General features: G+C 59.8%; 16 protein-coding genes. 10 read left to right on the top strand and 6 right to left on the bottom strand.

Annotated elements, in window-relative coordinates; genetic code table 11:
* Positions 1 to 202 precede the first annotated feature (202 nt).
* Genes ACQ4V8_RS16405 through ygfZ form a run of 3 tightly spaced genes read right to left on the bottom strand, consistent with a single transcriptional unit; the run spans position 203 to position 2,359 of the window.
* Entirely contained in the window at positions 203 to 940 is a 738-nt protein-coding gene (locus ACQ4V8_RS16405) for an NRDE family protein (protein WP_070347252.1), read from the bottom strand.
* The gene (locus ACQ4V8_RS16400) at positions 931 to 1,221 is read right to left on the bottom strand and encodes a DUF4936 family protein (protein WP_010398001.1); all 291 of its coding nucleotides are present in this window, start codon (positions 1,219 to 1,221) and stop codon (positions 931 to 933) included. Before ACQ4V8_RS16400 ends, ACQ4V8_RS16405 begins: the two co-directional genes overlap by 10 nt.
* A 7-nt stretch (positions 1,222 to 1,228) precedes the next feature.
* Positions 1,229 to 2,359 (bottom strand): CAF17-like 4Fe-4S cluster assembly/insertion protein YgfZ, encoded by a 1,131-nt coding sequence (gene ygfZ, locus ACQ4V8_RS16395; protein ID WP_436571858.1) that lies wholly within the window; start codon positions 2,357 to 2,359, stop codon positions 1,229 to 1,231.
* A 176-nt stretch (positions 2,360 to 2,535) separates the two neighbouring features.
* Between ygfZ and mltG the strand changes: the two genes are divergently transcribed.
* Genes mltG through ACQ4V8_RS16380 form a run of 3 tightly spaced genes read left to right on the top strand, consistent with a single transcriptional unit; the run spans position 2,536 to position 5,271 of the window.
* Complete coding sequence (gene mltG, locus ACQ4V8_RS16390) at positions 2,536 to 3,522, top strand: endolytic transglycosylase MltG (protein WP_010398010.1); 987 nt, start codon at positions 2,536 to 2,538, stop codon at positions 3,520 to 3,522.
* Between the two features lie 35 nt (positions 3,523 to 3,557).
* On the top strand, positions 3,558 to 4,190 hold the full coding sequence (gene tmk / locus ACQ4V8_RS16385; RefSeq protein ID WP_010398011.1) for a dTMP kinase: 633 nt from the start codon (positions 3,558 to 3,560) through the stop codon (positions 4,188 to 4,190).
* A gap of 52 nt (positions 4,191 to 4,242) precedes the next feature.
* On the top strand, positions 4,243 to 5,271 hold the full coding sequence (locus ACQ4V8_RS16380) for a DNA polymerase III subunit delta' (protein WP_436571857.1): 1,029 nt from the start codon (positions 4,243 to 4,245) through the stop codon (positions 5,269 to 5,271).
* 63 nt (positions 5,272 to 5,334) lie between these two features.
* Here the strand turns inward: ACQ4V8_RS16380 and ACQ4V8_RS16375 are convergent, their stop codons facing one another.
* Complete coding sequence (locus ACQ4V8_RS16375) at positions 5,335 to 5,724, bottom strand: hypothetical protein (protein WP_436571856.1); 390 nt, start codon at positions 5,722 to 5,724, stop codon at positions 5,335 to 5,337.
* Between the two features lie 295 nt (positions 5,725 to 6,019).
* Here ACQ4V8_RS16375 and ACQ4V8_RS16370 point away from each other — a divergent pair, with 295 nt between their 5' ends.
* The 6 genes from ACQ4V8_RS16370 (at position 6,020) to ACQ4V8_RS16345 (ending at position 10,157) form a co-directional block, all read left to right on the top strand.
* Positions 6,020 to 6,652, top strand: a complete 633-nt coding sequence (locus tag ACQ4V8_RS16370; protein WP_010398017.1) for a carbonic anhydrase — start codon at positions 6,020 to 6,022, stop codon at positions 6,650 to 6,652.
* 88 nt (positions 6,653 to 6,740) lie between these two features.
* The gene (locus tag ACQ4V8_RS16365; RefSeq protein WP_436571855.1) at positions 6,741 to 7,541 is read left to right on the top strand and encodes a TatD family hydrolase; all 801 of its coding nucleotides are present in this window, start codon (positions 6,741 to 6,743) and stop codon (positions 7,539 to 7,541) included.
* A gap of 29 nt (positions 7,542 to 7,570) precedes the next feature.
* Positions 7,571 to 8,221 carry an ankyrin repeat domain-containing protein gene (locus ACQ4V8_RS16360; protein WP_010398021.1) on the top strand — a complete coding sequence of 217 codons (651 nt, stop codon included), beginning with the start codon at positions 7,571 to 7,573 and terminating at the stop codon, positions 8,219 to 8,221.
* 254 nt (positions 8,222 to 8,475) lie between these two features.
* A complete protein-coding gene (locus tag ACQ4V8_RS16355; RefSeq protein WP_010398024.1) occupies positions 8,476 to 9,399 on the top strand; it encodes a class I SAM-dependent methyltransferase in 924 nt (307 codons plus the stop codon).
* A gap of 126 nt (positions 9,400 to 9,525) precedes the next feature.
* A complete protein-coding gene (locus ACQ4V8_RS16350; RefSeq protein WP_029496388.1) occupies positions 9,526 to 9,774 on the top strand; it encodes a hypothetical protein in 249 nt (82 codons plus the stop codon).
* 185 nt (positions 9,775 to 9,959) lie between these two features.
* Positions 9,960 to 10,157 (top strand): hypothetical protein, encoded by a 198-nt coding sequence (locus ACQ4V8_RS16345; protein WP_010398030.1) that lies wholly within the window; start codon positions 9,960 to 9,962, stop codon positions 10,155 to 10,157.
* A gap of 62 nt (positions 10,158 to 10,219) precedes the next feature.
* Here the strand turns inward: ACQ4V8_RS16345 and ACQ4V8_RS16340 are convergent, their stop codons facing one another.
* Together ACQ4V8_RS16340 and ACQ4V8_RS16335 are read right to left on the bottom strand one after the other, a co-directional pair.
* The gene (locus ACQ4V8_RS16340) at positions 10,220 to 11,338 is read right to left on the bottom strand and encodes a phospholipase A (RefSeq protein ID WP_436571854.1); all 1,119 of its coding nucleotides are present in this window, start codon (positions 11,336 to 11,338) and stop codon (positions 10,220 to 10,222) included.
* Positions 11,339 to 11,537: 199 nt separating this feature from the next.
* A complete protein-coding gene (locus tag ACQ4V8_RS16335) occupies positions 11,538 to 13,163 on the bottom strand; it encodes a tetratricopeptide repeat-containing response regulator (RefSeq protein WP_010398034.1) in 1,626 nt (541 codons plus the stop codon).
* Positions 13,164 to 13,512: 349 nt separating this feature from the next.
* On the opposite strand from ACQ4V8_RS16335, the gene ACQ4V8_RS16330 reads away from it, so the two are divergent.
* Positions 13,513 to 14,577, top strand: a complete 1,065-nt coding sequence (locus ACQ4V8_RS16330) for a GGDEF domain-containing protein (protein WP_436571853.1) — start codon at positions 13,513 to 13,515, stop codon at positions 14,575 to 14,577.
* Positions 14,578 to 14,687 lie beyond the last annotated feature (110 nt).

Below are 14,687 nucleotides of genomic sequence, written 5' to 3'. Positions count from 1 at the left end.
GTCGAAAAAAGAGAGGTCAGCAAGGCGGCGGCCGCGCAAAGCCGGTGCCACGTCAAGCACTATTTCATTGATTTGCCATCAATTGCGCGGGCTTGCTCCTTAACTTGGGTGGATTGGCGTCCGACCCCGGTCCTTGTTCCTGGGCTAAAAATAGCATCACTACCACTAGCTTAACGGCATTAGGGCGAGACCCCAGAGTGGCTTACTGAATTACCAGCTCATGCAGTTCGCCGGGTGAGTTCGGGAACAGTTTCACGACAGTGGAAGTGCGCGTGCCATAGCCCGGCGTTTCGATACAGACGGCCGATAGCTCGCGCTCGAGGTCGATCGGCACGCCGGTGTCGGGCAAGCGGAAGTCGGGCGCGCGCGTGGTGTCGGCCAGCATGTCGAAATACGCATCGTCGGGCGCGCCCTGGCATAGCAGGCTGGCGAACTGGGCCTTGGTCTTCAGCACTTTCGGCCACGGCGCATCGAGCAGGGCGTTCGACAAGCCATAGATGCCCGGTTGCAACGGTTGGCCATTGCGCGCATCGTCATCGCCCCGATTGGAGAGCCAGATCAGCGTATGCGCGTCGCCCAGCACCAGATTAAAACCGTTGTAGGCTTTGCATCCGGGACGAATTTGCGCGATGTAATCTTGCGGCGACAGCGTGCCGGCCAGATAGTCCGCCACCAGGGCGCCGCGCGAGGGGGCGTCCGGGTTGCGCTCTTGCGGGCTACGGATATTGGTGATGGCGGCAAAGCGCGAGCTGCCGCTGCCGGCCTGGGTGATACCCATCCAGCTGCCACCAGCTTGCAGGTCGCGGCCCGCATACACTTGCGGGTGTTCCGCCCAAGCGCCGGCGGGGGCGCTGGCGCGTGCATAGAATTCATCGCGGTTGGCGGCGGCAATCAGCGGTATGTGCGGATTGACTTTCCAGGCAAAAACGATCAGGCACATGGAGGTAAATCCATGAATACTTCCGTATGGCGCGTACCGGCCGTGAGGGCCAACAAGCCCGCCGCGGCGGCAGCAGCAGCGAGCTGTTCGGCAAAACCTTCGCCGACCACGGGGTAGATTTCCATCCACGTCTGCAAGCCATCCTTGACTTCCGGCCGGCGCTTGATCTGTGGCGCCACGCCGGACGCGGCCGCCAGCTTGGCTTGCATGGCGCGCACGCGTGCCTCCAGCGCCTGGGCGTGTGCTTCGCTTACTTGGTAGTAAATGTATAAATCTTTCATGGCATTCTCACAAGTCGAGTGCGTCGAGCGCATAAGGCATGGGCAGGAAATGCACGGACACGCCCTGGGCCGAGCCGTAGCGCACGGCGCCGGCTGCGCTTGTACCCTCGGCGATCGCGCCCAACTTCATTTCAACGAGGGCGTCGATGCCACCGTTGCCGTTAGGCGCGGTGTTGACGAGCATGCCGCAAGGCTGCTCCGGGTCGCTGACGGCGAACAGTTCGCCGCCGGCTACTGCCGCCGCATCATCAATGCTGACGAGGGTGGTGCGGCGCTTGAGCTTGCCCAGGTACTGGCTGCGCGCGACGATTTCCTGGCCCGGGTAGCAGCCTTTCTTGAAATTGACGCCGCCCAGCAGCTCAAAGTTGACCATTTGCGGCACGAATTGCTCTTGCGTGGCCGCCGTGATTTGCGCGATGCCGGCATGAATTTCCGACAAACGCCAGCTATCGTTGCCGCCTTTGTGCAAGGACGCGGCCAGTTGCGGCCACACCTCGCACGCCGTGGCGGCAGAGGTCAGCCACTCATAGCGGGCGCTGCCGCATGCATCGGCCACGCGCAGCAGGGTGCCCAGCGCGTGTTCGACCTTGCTGAACGGCGTGGCGGGCAAGCTGCTGAACCAGGTGGACAGAGCCGCGCCCGCTTGCGTGCCACCGAGTCCCAGGATGACCTGATTCGCTTCATCGGCGCAGGCATCGTGCAGCTTGGCCTTGGCGCGCAGCACGAACATTTGCAAGCGCTTCTGGATGGCTGGCTGTATGCTGCGCGGCAATTGCAGATAAATGGTGGTGGCGTTGCGCCACATCAGGAAACTGGCCAGCAAGCGGCCCTTGGGCGTGCAGTAGCCGGCCAGGCGCACTTGCTCCTGGCTCAGGTGCTCCACGTCGTTGGTCAGCTGGGCGTGCAGGAAACTGGCTGCATCGTCGCCGCTCAGGCCGATCAAGCCCTGGTCCGTGATGGCCGCGACAAAACCTTCTTGCAGCTGGGACACTGACAGGGACTGGCCAAAATCGGCGATGGGGGCGGCAGTGGTGGCGACGCCGGTGAGCACAGCGCTGCTGTCCGGCGTGCCATCGAGGGTAGCGGAGCGGGCGCCTTGTGCCGTTAAAAATTGATTCCAGTTATTCATAATTTCCATTAGATCAGCGATTAAGCATTATCATTACGGCTTCATTATAGTGATCTCGCGCAAATTGCGTCGGCAGCGGCAAAATTGCCAGTGATCGAGCCGCTTTGCGCGCACTTTGTTCACAAATGAACGAGCATAACAAGCGGGCGCTGTTTGCCAGCGACCGCATCACAAGAATCGGAACAATGGCTTTCTTTAAAAAACTTGTAGTCAGTTCGCTCATCGCCGCCATCGGCGTCGGTGCTACTTTTGTGTACTGGGCGCAGCAACCGATCACTGCGCAAGGCGAAGCGATCGCGTTTACGATCACACCCGGCAGCGGCGCGCATGCGGCCGGCCAGCAGATCGCGGACGCAGGCGTGCCCATTGTGCCCATCCTGTTCAACATGCTGGCGCGTATCGAAGGCAAGACCTCGAAGATCAAGGCTGGCTCCTATGAGTTGAAGCCGGGCACCACGCCGCAGCGTTTGATCACGCAGCTGGTACGCGGTGAATTTGCGCAGGAGTCGCTGACCATCATCGAAGGCTGGACCTTCAAGCAGATGCGCTTGGCGATGGCCAGCCACGCGGGCCTCAAGCACGATACCGTGGGCTTGTCCGACAAGGAACTGATGGCGAAAATCAGCCCGGAATACCGCTTGCCGGAAGGCTTGTTCTTTCCCGATACCTATCTGTTTGCCAAGGGCGCCAGCGAAATGCAGATTTTCAAGCAGGCGCACACGGCCATGATCGCTCGCCTGTCCGAAGCGTGGGATAAGCGCGATCCGGCCCTGCCCTATAAAAACCCGTACGAGGCGCTGATCATGGCTTCCATCGTGGAAAAGGAAACGGGGCAAAAGTCGGAGCGCGCCATGATCGCCGGCGTCTTCGTCAACCGCCTGAAAACAGGCATGCTGCTGCAGACCGACCCAAGCGTGATCTATGGCATGGGTGATAACTACCACGGCAAGATCCGCAAACGCGACCTGGAAGCGGACACCCCGTACAATACCTACACGCGCGGTGGCTTGCCGCCCACGCCGATCGCCTTGGCTGGTGCGCAATCGCTGACGGCGGCGCTGGCGCCGGCCCGCACGCAGGCACTGTATTTCGTCGCGCGCGGCGACGGCACCAGCCAGTTTTCGACCAACCTGCCCGAGCATAACCGCGCCGTGAACCAGTATCAGCGGTAATTGCCGGCATTCATTATCATCAGAGTAAGAGTTTCATGACACAACACTATCAAGCCCGCTTCATTACCTTCGAAGGCATTGATGGCGCGGGCAAGTCGACGCATATCGGCTTTGTCGCCGACTACCTGCGCCAGCGCGGCGTACGCCTCGTGTCGTCGCGCGAGCCGGGCGGCACCAGCCTCGGTGAAAAGCTGCGCGAACTGCTGCTGCATGAAAAAATGCACCTGGAAACGGAAGCCTTGCTGATGTTTGCCAGCCGCCGCGAACATATCGCGCAAGTCATCGCACCTGCCCTGGAGCGCGGCGAGTGGGTTATTTCAGACCGCTTTACCGATGCCAGCTTCGCCTACCAGGGCGGTGGCCGGGGCATGGACTTGCGCAAGATGGAAGCGCTGGAAACGTGGGTGCATCCGCATCTGCAGCCCGACCTGACGTTCCTGTTCGACGTGCCTTTGGCCGTGGCTAGAGCCCGCCTGGACGCCACGCGCACGCTAGACAAGTTCGAGCAGGAGCGATCGGACTTTTTTGCCGCCACGCGCAACGAGTACCTGCGCCGCGCGGCGCAGTTCCCTGAACGCCTGCGCATTATCGATTCCACGCAAAGCATCGTTGACATTCAAGTCCAGCTCGCGCAATTGCTTGATGTTCTGCTTGAGCAAAGTGCTTGAGCCAGGCCTTGCAAGGCGTGGATTTGAAAGAAGATGAATAAAAGAAAATGATATGACTAGCTCTCTCTATCCCTGGCAACAGGATGCCTGGCAGCAATTGCAAGCCTTGCGCCCGCGCATGCCGCACGCCATTTTGTTCCATGGCGCGCAAGGCATCGGCAAGGCCGATTTCATCGAGCATTTCGCGCAAGCCTTGCTGTGTGAAGACGTGCGCGCGGACGGCCATGCCTGCGGCGCGTGCGCCTCGTGCGGCTGGTTCAGCCAGGGCAACCATCCCGACTACCGCCGCGTGCGTCCGGAAGCACTGGAAGACGAGGTAGCCGATGACGGCGAAGAGGGCGAGGGTGCAAAGAAAAGCGCCAAGACCAAGACGCCGTCGAAAGACATCAAGATCGAGCAAATCCGCAACCTGGCCGACTTCATGAACATTTCCACGCACCGCCAAGGCTTGCGCGTGGTGGTGCTGTACCCGGCCGAGGCGCTCAATACGCCGGCCTCGAACGCCTTGCTGAAAACTTTGGAAGAGCCGCCGCCGGGCACCTTGTTCCTGCTGGCATCGAATAGCCTGGACCGTTTGCTGCCGACCATCCTCTCGCGTTGCAGGAAATTTGCCTTGCCCATGCCCAGCCACGCGCAGGCCTTGACCTGGCTCAAGGAGCAAGGCTTGAACGATGCCGACAGCTGGCTGCGCGAGCAGGGTGGTGCACCACTGGCTGCGCTGGCGCAGTCCGAGTCGGGTGGCCGCGATGAAACGGAGCAGTTGCTGCAAGTGCTCGCTAATCCCGGTGTGGAAGCGGCCCTGAAGGCGGCCGATAAATTGCAAAAGGCGCCATTGGCGCCGCTGGTGGCGTCCTTGCAGCGCTGGCTGTACGATGTGTTTTGCGTCAAATTGTCTGGCACCATCCGCTACTATCCGCGCCACCGGCGCGAGCTCGAAGCGCTGGCTGCACGCATCAACGTCAGCCGCTTGATGGCCGCCATCAAGGCGGCCAACGAGCGCCGGGCGATTGCCGAGCATCCCCTGTCGCCCAAGCTGTTCCTGGAAGACATGCTGCTCGACTATGCATCAAGTTGCCAATAGAATCAAACCGTTGCGTTGCCAAGTTAAGCCAGATTGTTTAGTTCTTGAGGCGCCAGTCATGGCTTAGCCGCAGGCGCGCGTGCAACTGCGGTATTGCACTTCACACGCTTGCTGGCGTTCGGCGCGCCGGGTGCGGAAGGCCTGGGCTTGCGTCGGCTGCAACTGCTGCGACTGTGCTCGCGTTTCGCCGCTTGCGGCAACGTAGGGGTTGCTACTGGGCTTCATCGACAGCAGCGGGTTGGTGTCGTCTTCTGTTGCGTGCTGCACTTGTGCGCGGCAATCCTGGCGCGCCGACGCACACATCGGTGCGCACAAGCCCGCCACGGGGCTGGCCTTGGGGGCGTCGCGCCGGTCTTGCGCTTGTGCTTGTGCTTGCGTTTGCACTTGGGCATGCGTAGGCGTCGTCACTGCCAGGCAGGCGAGTAATATCAAAGGGCCGGCAAATTTCAGCATCAACACTCTCCACGTTTCCGCGCGCAACCCCATGGCGACGCAGCGGCCATCCACTATACATCTTGATAACTCTTTTTGCCTAGTGCGTCGTACTGTTTGTCCTGCCCGGCGCCATGCCAAGTGCCAGGTCGAGGCTTGCCCGCTGCTGTAAAACGGGCCTGTAGCGGCGCATGAGCAGTTCGTCGCGCTATCGTTCGTGTGGGCGCGGGTGCCCTGGCAGCCTGCGGCAGGGCAATAGGCGCGAACCGGTACCAGATCAGCGATAATATCGGCTTGCCAACCACCGTATTTACTTATGCGCGACATAATTGCTGGATTTTTACGCTTCCAAAAAGATGTTTTCCCCACGCGCCGTGCGCTGTTCAAGACGCTGGCCACGGGCCAAACCCCCAAGGCTTTGTTCATTTCCTGTTCCGACAGCCGCATGGTGCCGGAACTGGTGACCCAGCGTGAGCCCGGCGAGCTCTTCGTTATCCGCAACGCCGGCAACATCGTGCCTTCGTATGGTCCCGAACCGGGCGGCGTGAGCGCCACCGTGGAGTTTGCCGTGTCGGCCTTGAACGTCAGCGACATCGTTATTTGCGGCCATTCCGATTGCGGCGCCATGAAGGCGATTGCCACCTGTGCCTGCCTGGATCACATGCCGGCCGTGCGCAGTTGGTTGCACCATGCCGATGCGGCGCGCATGATCAACGAATCGGTCGAGCATCCGACGGAACAGTCGCGCATTGACGGCATGGTGCGCGCCAACGTGGTGGCGCAACTCAATAACTTGCGCACCCATCCTTCGGTAGCCTTGGCCATGGCGCAAAACAAGCTGACCCTGCACGGCTGGGTGTACGACATCGAGAACGGCTCGCTCGATGCGCTCGACGAATCGAGCGGCAATTTCGTTGCGCTGGCACATCACCCTGCCTCGCAGCTGTAATCGACTGCAAGCGTGCGTAGCGCCTCGGCAGGGGATGGCGCAGCGTTTCCCCTGCCAGTTTTTGCACTCTCCGGTACAATCGTGCCCTATGTATATCGATTCCCATTGCCATATCAATTTCCCCGAGCTGGCTGCTCGCATGCCCGAAATTCTTGCCAAGATGGCCCAGAACAAGGTGACGCACGCCCTGTGCGTGTCGGTCGACTTGCCGGACTTCCCACAGGTGCTGGCCCTGGCCGAGCAGTATCCGCATATTTTTGCTTCCGTTGGCGTGCATCCCGACTACGAAGACACGCCTGAACCGTCCGTGGACGACCTGGTGCGCCTGTCCGACCATCCGAAAATCATCGCCATCGGCGAGACGGGCCTCGACTATTTCCGCCTGACGGGTGACCTGGAGTGGCAGCGCGAACGATTCAGGACCCACATCAAGGCCTCAAGAATCACGCGTAAGCCCCTGATAATACACACGCGGGCAGCCAGTGCAGACACCATCCGCATCATGCGTGAAGAGGGTGCTGGCGTGTCCGACGGCGGCGTGGCCGGCGTCATGCATTGCTTTACAGAATCACTCGAAGTGGCGCGCGCGGCCATAGCCATGGGTTTCTATATTTCCTTTTCCGGCATCGTCACCTTCAAAAGCGCGAAAGACTTGCAAGCCGTGGCCCTGGAGGTACCGCTCGAACGCATCCTGATCGAGACCGATTCGCCCTATCTGGCGCCCGTGCCTTTCCGTGGCCGCATGAACGAACCCGGCTATGTGGCCCACGTGGCCGAGTATTTGTCGACCCTGAAAGGCATCCCGCTGGAGCAGGTGGCGCGTCAGACGACGGAAAATTTCTTCAAGTTATTTAGTCAACTGCCAGCACAATCAGCTGCAGTAACTTAATCAGCTGCAATAACTTTGTAAGGCTAAGCATGATGAAAAAACTCGTCCTGGCGCTGCTCTTGTGCTGCGCCACTGCCAGCCAAGCGGCGCCGGAGCCCGATGCCTTCTTCCGCGCCGTCTCTGTCAACAATGTCAGTGGCGTGCGCAGCATGCTGGCCGAAGGCATGAATCCGAACCAGCTGGACGCGCAGCGCGGCGACATTGCGCTCGTGCTGGCCCTGCGCGATGATGCGGACAAGGTCTTCAAGCTGCTGCTCGATACGCCCGGCATCGACATCGACGCGCGTTCTGCGAATGGCAACACGGCGCTGATGATGGCCGCTTACATGCACAAGCAAGACGCCGTGCAAGCCCTGCTGGCCAAGGGCGCCAAGGTCAATCAGAGCGGCTGGACGGCGCTGCACTATGCGGCTGCGGCCGGCGACTTGTCCAGCATGAAGATTTTTCTGCAGCGCGACGCCGTGCTCGATGCGCGCGCGCCTGCCAACATCACGCCGCTGATGTTTGCCGCCCGCGAAGGGCAGGAAGACGCCGTCAAGCTGCTGCTGTCCTGGGGCGCGGACGCCAGTGTGAAGAGCGACCACGGCTGGACGGCGACGCAGTTCGCCCAAGCCGCCGACAAGCCCGGCGTGGCGGCCATCATCGCAGCGGCGCAAAAGGCGCGCGCCGCGCGTAATTGATCTTTCTAGCAATATTTTCCATGCCAGCGCCGAAACTGGCATGGAATTGCCTCTCACCTCAGCCCTTTGTTCTCCCTGCCTATTAACGATAATGATCTTGTCGCATTAATCAGGAGATTTTTTGCATGGGCACTAAAGCCAATCCCAGGCGCCGGCTGCTGTGTTGCCGCCCCTCACGCAGCCCGTGCGATATCACTGCTTTCTGGAATGACAAAACCGATAGGCCATCGGAGCCAGACTCCAAGAGGACAGACATGCTGAATGAACGAGAAATCGAGAGTTGTTACCTGGGGCAATTTATCCCCGTCCATTATCACCACAATATGTTGATGGATCAGAACCGTATGCACGGCTTCAAGTCGGCGATCGATTACGCGGTGAAACCCGGCATGAAGGTGCTGGAACTCGGTGGCGGTACCGGTGTGCTGTCGTGGTTCGCCGCCGCGCGCGCCGACAAGGTCTGGTGCGTGGAGTTCAATCCGGACATGGTCAAGGAAGCGCGCAAGATGCTCGCGCTCAATCCGAACGGAGAAAAAGTCGAAGTCGTCCACGCGGATGCCTTCGAGTACCTGCCGCCCGAACCCGTCGATGTGGTCATTTGCGAAATGATCCATGTGGGCATGCTGCGTGAAAAGCAGGTGGAAGTGATCGAATCGTTCAAGCGCCGCTACCTGGCCCGCTTTGGCGGCCCGCTGCCCATCTTCCTGCCTGAAGCCGTTATCATGGCCGTGCAACCGATGCAGCAGGAATACGATTTCGAAGGCTTTTATGCACCCATCGTGCAATTCCAGGAAACCACGGCCATCCATCCGGGCGTGCAGGAACTGGCAGCGCCGTCCGTGTACAGCATCATCGACTTCAGCCAGCCCACGGATAGCGTGTTCGGCTTTGACGGCAAGTTTGTCGTCGAGCGCAGCGGTACGCTGAACGCCTTGCGTTTCGTCACCAAGAACATCCTGGCCGTCGTACCCGAGCGCTCGAGCACCATCGACTGGCTGAATCACTACATGTGTTTGCCGTTGGCCACGCCGGTGTCCGTGAAGGCTGGCGACGTGCTGCAAGTGAGCTTCCAGTACCGCGCGGGCGGCTCGATACCCTCGCTGGAAGCGTCGATCCGCGCGCAGGTGATTTACGATGTCAATCTGCAGCCCGCGACGCAGAACGCCGTCTACGCCTGAATGCTTGTGTAACGGTGTTGTCGGGCTTGCCGATGGCTATTTGTGCAACGCCGCAGCGATTTCATCCTGCGGCGTTCGTCCATTCAGGGTATATTTCGTGTTTTACCACTGGACAGCTTTATTATCATGGAACAGATCGATCAGCGTTACCTCGTGCAACAGAACAAAATCAGCGATGGCGAGACCAAGCCACCGGTGTTTGCCAAGGTAATGCGCAGCAAGGAAGGCGTGTTTGAAGGCGTGTCCTTCATCAAGTCGAAGGATAAAGCCACCATCATGACCATCGCAGAGGCCAATCAGGCCATCAAATGGGCCACCAGCAAGAAGCCCAACGCGCATGAATACATCACGAAAGTGATTTGCGTCGGTCAATAGTCGGTCGATAGTTGGCCAATAAGCTGCTTGCAAGCTACCGTTTATTCCCGTTTTTACGCCGTTCATCCCCGTATTCTGCATTTCATCGCATGCTCGTTGCCGCCACGACGGCGCTTTTATATAGTGCTGTCACGGTAGCGGGGCAAGCACGGCTTGCTCCGCACATTTTATTCGAGGGCAATGCGATGCTGGGATTTGTGCTATGGATGCTGCTTTTGCTGCTGTGCTGGCCCCTGGCCTTGCTGGCACTGCTGCTGTATCCGCTGGCCTGGCTGCTGTTGCTGCCATTTCGCTTGATCGGCATCGGCGTCGATGGCGTGTTCGAACTGCTGCGCGCCATCGTCATGCTGCCGGCGCGCGTACTCGGTGGCGCACGGCGCTAAATTGGATATCGCACAAAAAAATGGCGCCTTCGGCGCCATTTTTGTTTGCTACACGGCCTCGCTTACAGGTCAACCATGAAGCCGGCGCCGATCGATTTCTGCGAATAGTTGTAGTCGATCAAGCTCTGGCCATAGCCTGAGAACAATTGCAGATAGCCTTTCAGGTTGGCCTTCAGTGGGAAAGCCCAGCTTGCCTGTAGCGAACCATGTTTCTTGCTGAAATTGCGGCGCGCGGTAACGGCGTATTCATGGCCCTTGTCGCGGTAGCTCAGGCGCAAGTCGCCATGGCCCATATAATCGGTGATGTCGATATTGTCGTTGTTGTTTGCGCTATTGTCGAGGCGGTGCCAGAGGCGGGCCGTGACGGCCAGATTGTCTTTTTCCACGCCCAATTCGGCATACACCCGGTTCCAGCTGCGCGACAGGGTCGAGGTCTGGCCGTTCGACTGGTGCACCAGGCCGAAGTTCAGGTAATTGAATTCCAGACCGGCAAAATTCTTGTTGATCGGCACGACCAGCATGAATTCCGGCTGATAGTTGGTCTCGCGGAAAGGGCTCGATGCCTTGCGGTTATATGCTTGCCAGAAACTTTGCTGCGTATAGCCGAACCACATGTCGATCGGTGTACCGGCGATGTCTTCCAGCATCTTCATCTTGAAGCTCAGCTGGAAGGTCAGTTCCACGTGCTGGCTCTTGATGCCGGCCGGCGTGAAATCCTGGAACGGTTCGTCGTTCGAGGCATCGCTGTAGTTGGCCAGCAGCAGATAGGTGTCGCGGTGCGGGCGGAAGTTGAACAGGCCACGCTTGGATGCCTCGTTGAGTTCCCACGATTGTTGCGTGCGCGAAATCGGTGCTTCCGGTGGCGTCGCGCCAGCCTGCGCGATCGCCGGAATGGCGGCATTCACCGCTGCCGGCGTGGCGACGCCAGGCGGGCTGACTGGCGTAAAGGGGGCGGCTTCAGCGGCAGCTGCCAAAGTGGTGGCCGCCGTGGCGGGGTTGCCGCCGGCGGCGATGGTGGCCTTTTCCGCCGCCTTGGCCAAGGTGTCGAAGCAACCCAAGCGAGCACTGGCATCGCCAAGCACGGCGCAACGCTGCATTTGCTGTTCCAGTTCGCCGGCCATGGCCAACGCTGGCGACGCCAGCAGGGAGGAGAGAATTATTTTTCTTAGTTCGATAGTCATAAGCGGAGAGGGGCATGTCATTCGGTGCGCACCTTGGCGGGCATGCCGGCGGCGTCGCCTTGCACGGTATTTCACCGTGCGTATTACTCATAATCATGATTGCCAGATTAATCGCATTGAAAGTATAGCTGAATCTCTTGCCTTACTTGCACAAAGCACGTGCACGTTCGTCTGGCAGGGGGAAGGGCGCAGGTAGGAGTCAGGTAGCGATACCATACTTTTGCTGCGTGCCAGCGTATTGCTGCTTGAGCGACTCCAGCTTCGGATGCTTGGGGTCGATCTTGCGGATCACTTGCATCTGGTGCTGCGCCTGTTCCGCTAGCGGAGCTTCCCAGCCCAGCGTGTTGAGCTGGCGCAAAATGGCCTCGACGGAGGCGAACAGCACGGGCAGGTTGCCCGGCGTCTTGCGCAGGGCTTGGCGCAGCACGAATACTGCCCCCTTGAGCTCACCGCTTTCCGATTTGCTGGCCGCATCGTGTAGCAATTCCTGCACCTGGTGCGTAATTTGCTGGCCCATGCCTTGCGCCAGGTCGTGGCGACCCGCCTTTTCAAACACGTCGACGGCCGCTTCCATCGTCACGTCGCTGTCGGCCTCGTTGACCAGCTTCATCATGACGTCGGAGGCGGCCTGTTCCAGCTTGTTTTTCAAGCAGCTTTGCACCAGGCCGACTTTCAGCTGCGTTGACAGACCTTGCGCTGTGTCCAGGGCGGCGGCGGCCAGTTGCAGTTCGCTGGCGGCGGCGTTGTCGTTACCCGACAGTTCATGCAACATGGCAGCCGAAATGGCGCGGCAGGCTTGTACGTTGGCACTGCTGCGCAGGGAGCGCTCCATGTCGCGCAGCACAGTGCTCGCTTGCGGTGCATCGCCCTTCTTGACCAGCGTTTTTACCAGGTTGACATGGTCTTCGGGGTCGCGGAATTCAGAGTACTTTGCTTTGCTCACTACCTGCTTGTAGGCCCGTTCGGCTACGCCGAGATCGCCGGTGTCAAACGCGATGCTGCCAAGGTGGCGCCAGCGGCGCACCATGTGCGGCGAGATCGCCACCGCGTCTTCGAGGATTTGCTTCGCCTGTATCTGCTGGCCCATGGCCTCATAATTTTGCGCCAGCAGGTCGTAGGCGGCCATGAAGCGGGGATAGGTTTCCACCAGTTCCAGCAGCTCCTGCTGCGCATCTTCATGGCGCTGCTGTTTGAACAGGGTGCTCGCCAAGCCCAGATGGGCCCATGCCATCGGCCGTGTGGCCAGCATGTCGGCGTACAGCTGTTCCGCTTCCTCCCATTCATCGAGGGCGATGTGCAGCTCGGCGCGCAAGCGTGTGAAATCGCCCGCCAGGCGCGGATACTGCAACTCGGCCGCGCGGCAGCTTTTCACCGCTTCGCGCAAGTCGCCTTTGTCGATCAGTTGATAGGTGGGCAGGAAAATACCGCGCCGCTCAATGGCCCGGGTGATGCGTCCGCTCAGCACATCGACGGTGAACGGTTTTAATATGTAGTCGGACGGGGTCAGTTCGGCCGCGCCGATCACCCTGCTGTGGATGGCTTCAGAGGTCAGCATGATGAAGATGGTCCACAGGCCGATCAGCTTGTGATGGCGCAAGTCTTCCAGCAATTGCTGGCCATCCTGGCCGTCCGTGCCGCTACCAAGATCGTATTCGCACAGGATGATGTCGAACGGTTTCTTCATCAGCAAGCGGATCGCCGCGCCCGAATTGACGGCATACTCCACCTTGGTGATGGCCGCCTGACTCAGCATGTTTTGCAGATTGCCGCGCATGCTCGGGTTCGGGTCGACGATCAGGACAGATAAGTCGCTAGCTTCTGGCATGGTTCAATTCTCGTTCATCCGTTTGGTCGTTTGCTGGAGCTTTTCTTGTCTGTATTTGCCTGCAGCATTATTTATTCTTAGCATACTGCAAAGCCCCTCGATACGGCCAGTAAAATGCAGGCAATCTGACGTGCTGCGCGAGGGCAGGCGCGCCCGGCGCCGTCCGACGTTGTATTTAGTGACGCGCGGGCCGCATGCGGCGGTGGCGACACCTGTTTTTACATCCATCCCTGGACTGGCGTGATAGCATTGAAAAAATACAACATTTGTTGCTCGCCGCGTCATGTCGCATGAAGGCATGCGCAAGCTTGCACGGGCGCTTTATCCTACTCTGGTGTCGATAACCGTCATGCGCATACCTGATCTGGCTACCTTGCACCGCTTTGCCGTTGCGCTTGTGCTTGGCGGCAACCGCGCGCAGCAGCTTGCCTATTTTGCAGAAGTGTGCCGGCCCGTCATGGTCTTGCAGATGCTCAGTATCATCGCCTATGGGCTGAGCTGGCTGATGATGCCAGAACCCTATCACCCAAACTTGGCGCACGCCGTACTGGCGTTGCTGGGCATGCTGGCCAGCCTGCTGATGCGTTACCGCTGCACCGGCTTGCTCGCGCTCAATATCACCGGTGTCTGCGCCGTGCTGACCCTGACCTTCGGCCTGCGCACCATGACCGACGCCGTTGGCACTGCCAGCTTCTGGGTCTTGCCCTTGGGCGTATTCCTGACGCTCGTGATCGCCTCCATCTTTAACGGCGGCCTCAGCTATCTGGTCGTGGTGGTGGGCGTGTGGTGGATCGTCGGCCGTGACCTGTGTCCCGTCAATGCAGGCTCGCCCGACCAGTCGTGGGCACCGCTGATGATCGCCGCCAGCGTGCTGTTCGGGCTGGCCCTCAATGGCAGTGCCAGCTTATTGCGATTGCGGAAGTATCAATCCAGACTGGAATTGACGCGCCTCGCTTACCTGGACAGCCTGACGGGCTTGAATAACCGCCGCATGTTCACGCAGTGCGCCCAGCAGATGCATGGCGCATCCGATGGCGCCATGCTGCATTTCCTGATGATCGATATCGACGATTTCAAGGTCATCAACGACCAGCAGGGTCACGATGTGGGCGACGAGGTGCTGGTGCGCACAGCCGCCATCATCGCCGACAAGGCGCAAGGCCATTTGTGCGGCCGTCTGGGTGGTGAGGAGTTCGGCGTCATCTACACGGGCAGCGGCGAGGCCGTGCGCGTCTTTGCCGGCGCCCTGGTCGAGGCCGTCGGCCAGGCTTTCCATGCGACGCAGTTCGTGTCGATCAGCGTGGGCGTGACCGAACTGGACAGAAGCAAGGAGTTGGCCCACAGCTACCGGCTGGCCGATGAAGCGCTGTACCTGGCCAAGCGCCAGGGCAAGAACCGCTATGTGATCGTCTGATGATGGCCTGAGGGTGTTGTTGGCGTGTCAAAAACTGCCGCGTTGTCGGGCAGAAGCGGGGCGCAGCGCCAAGTCGCGGTCATAAGGCAGGGGTAAAACGGGTATAATGC

Source organism: Janthinobacterium paucivorans, from assembly GCF_051380805.1.
Lineage (GTDB): Bacteria > Pseudomonadota > Gammaproteobacteria > Burkholderiales > Burkholderiaceae_D > Janthinobacterium > Janthinobacterium lividum_D.
The sequence above is the reverse complement of the archived record's forward strand: the minus strand, read 5'-3'. Positions and strand labels throughout refer to the sequence as shown.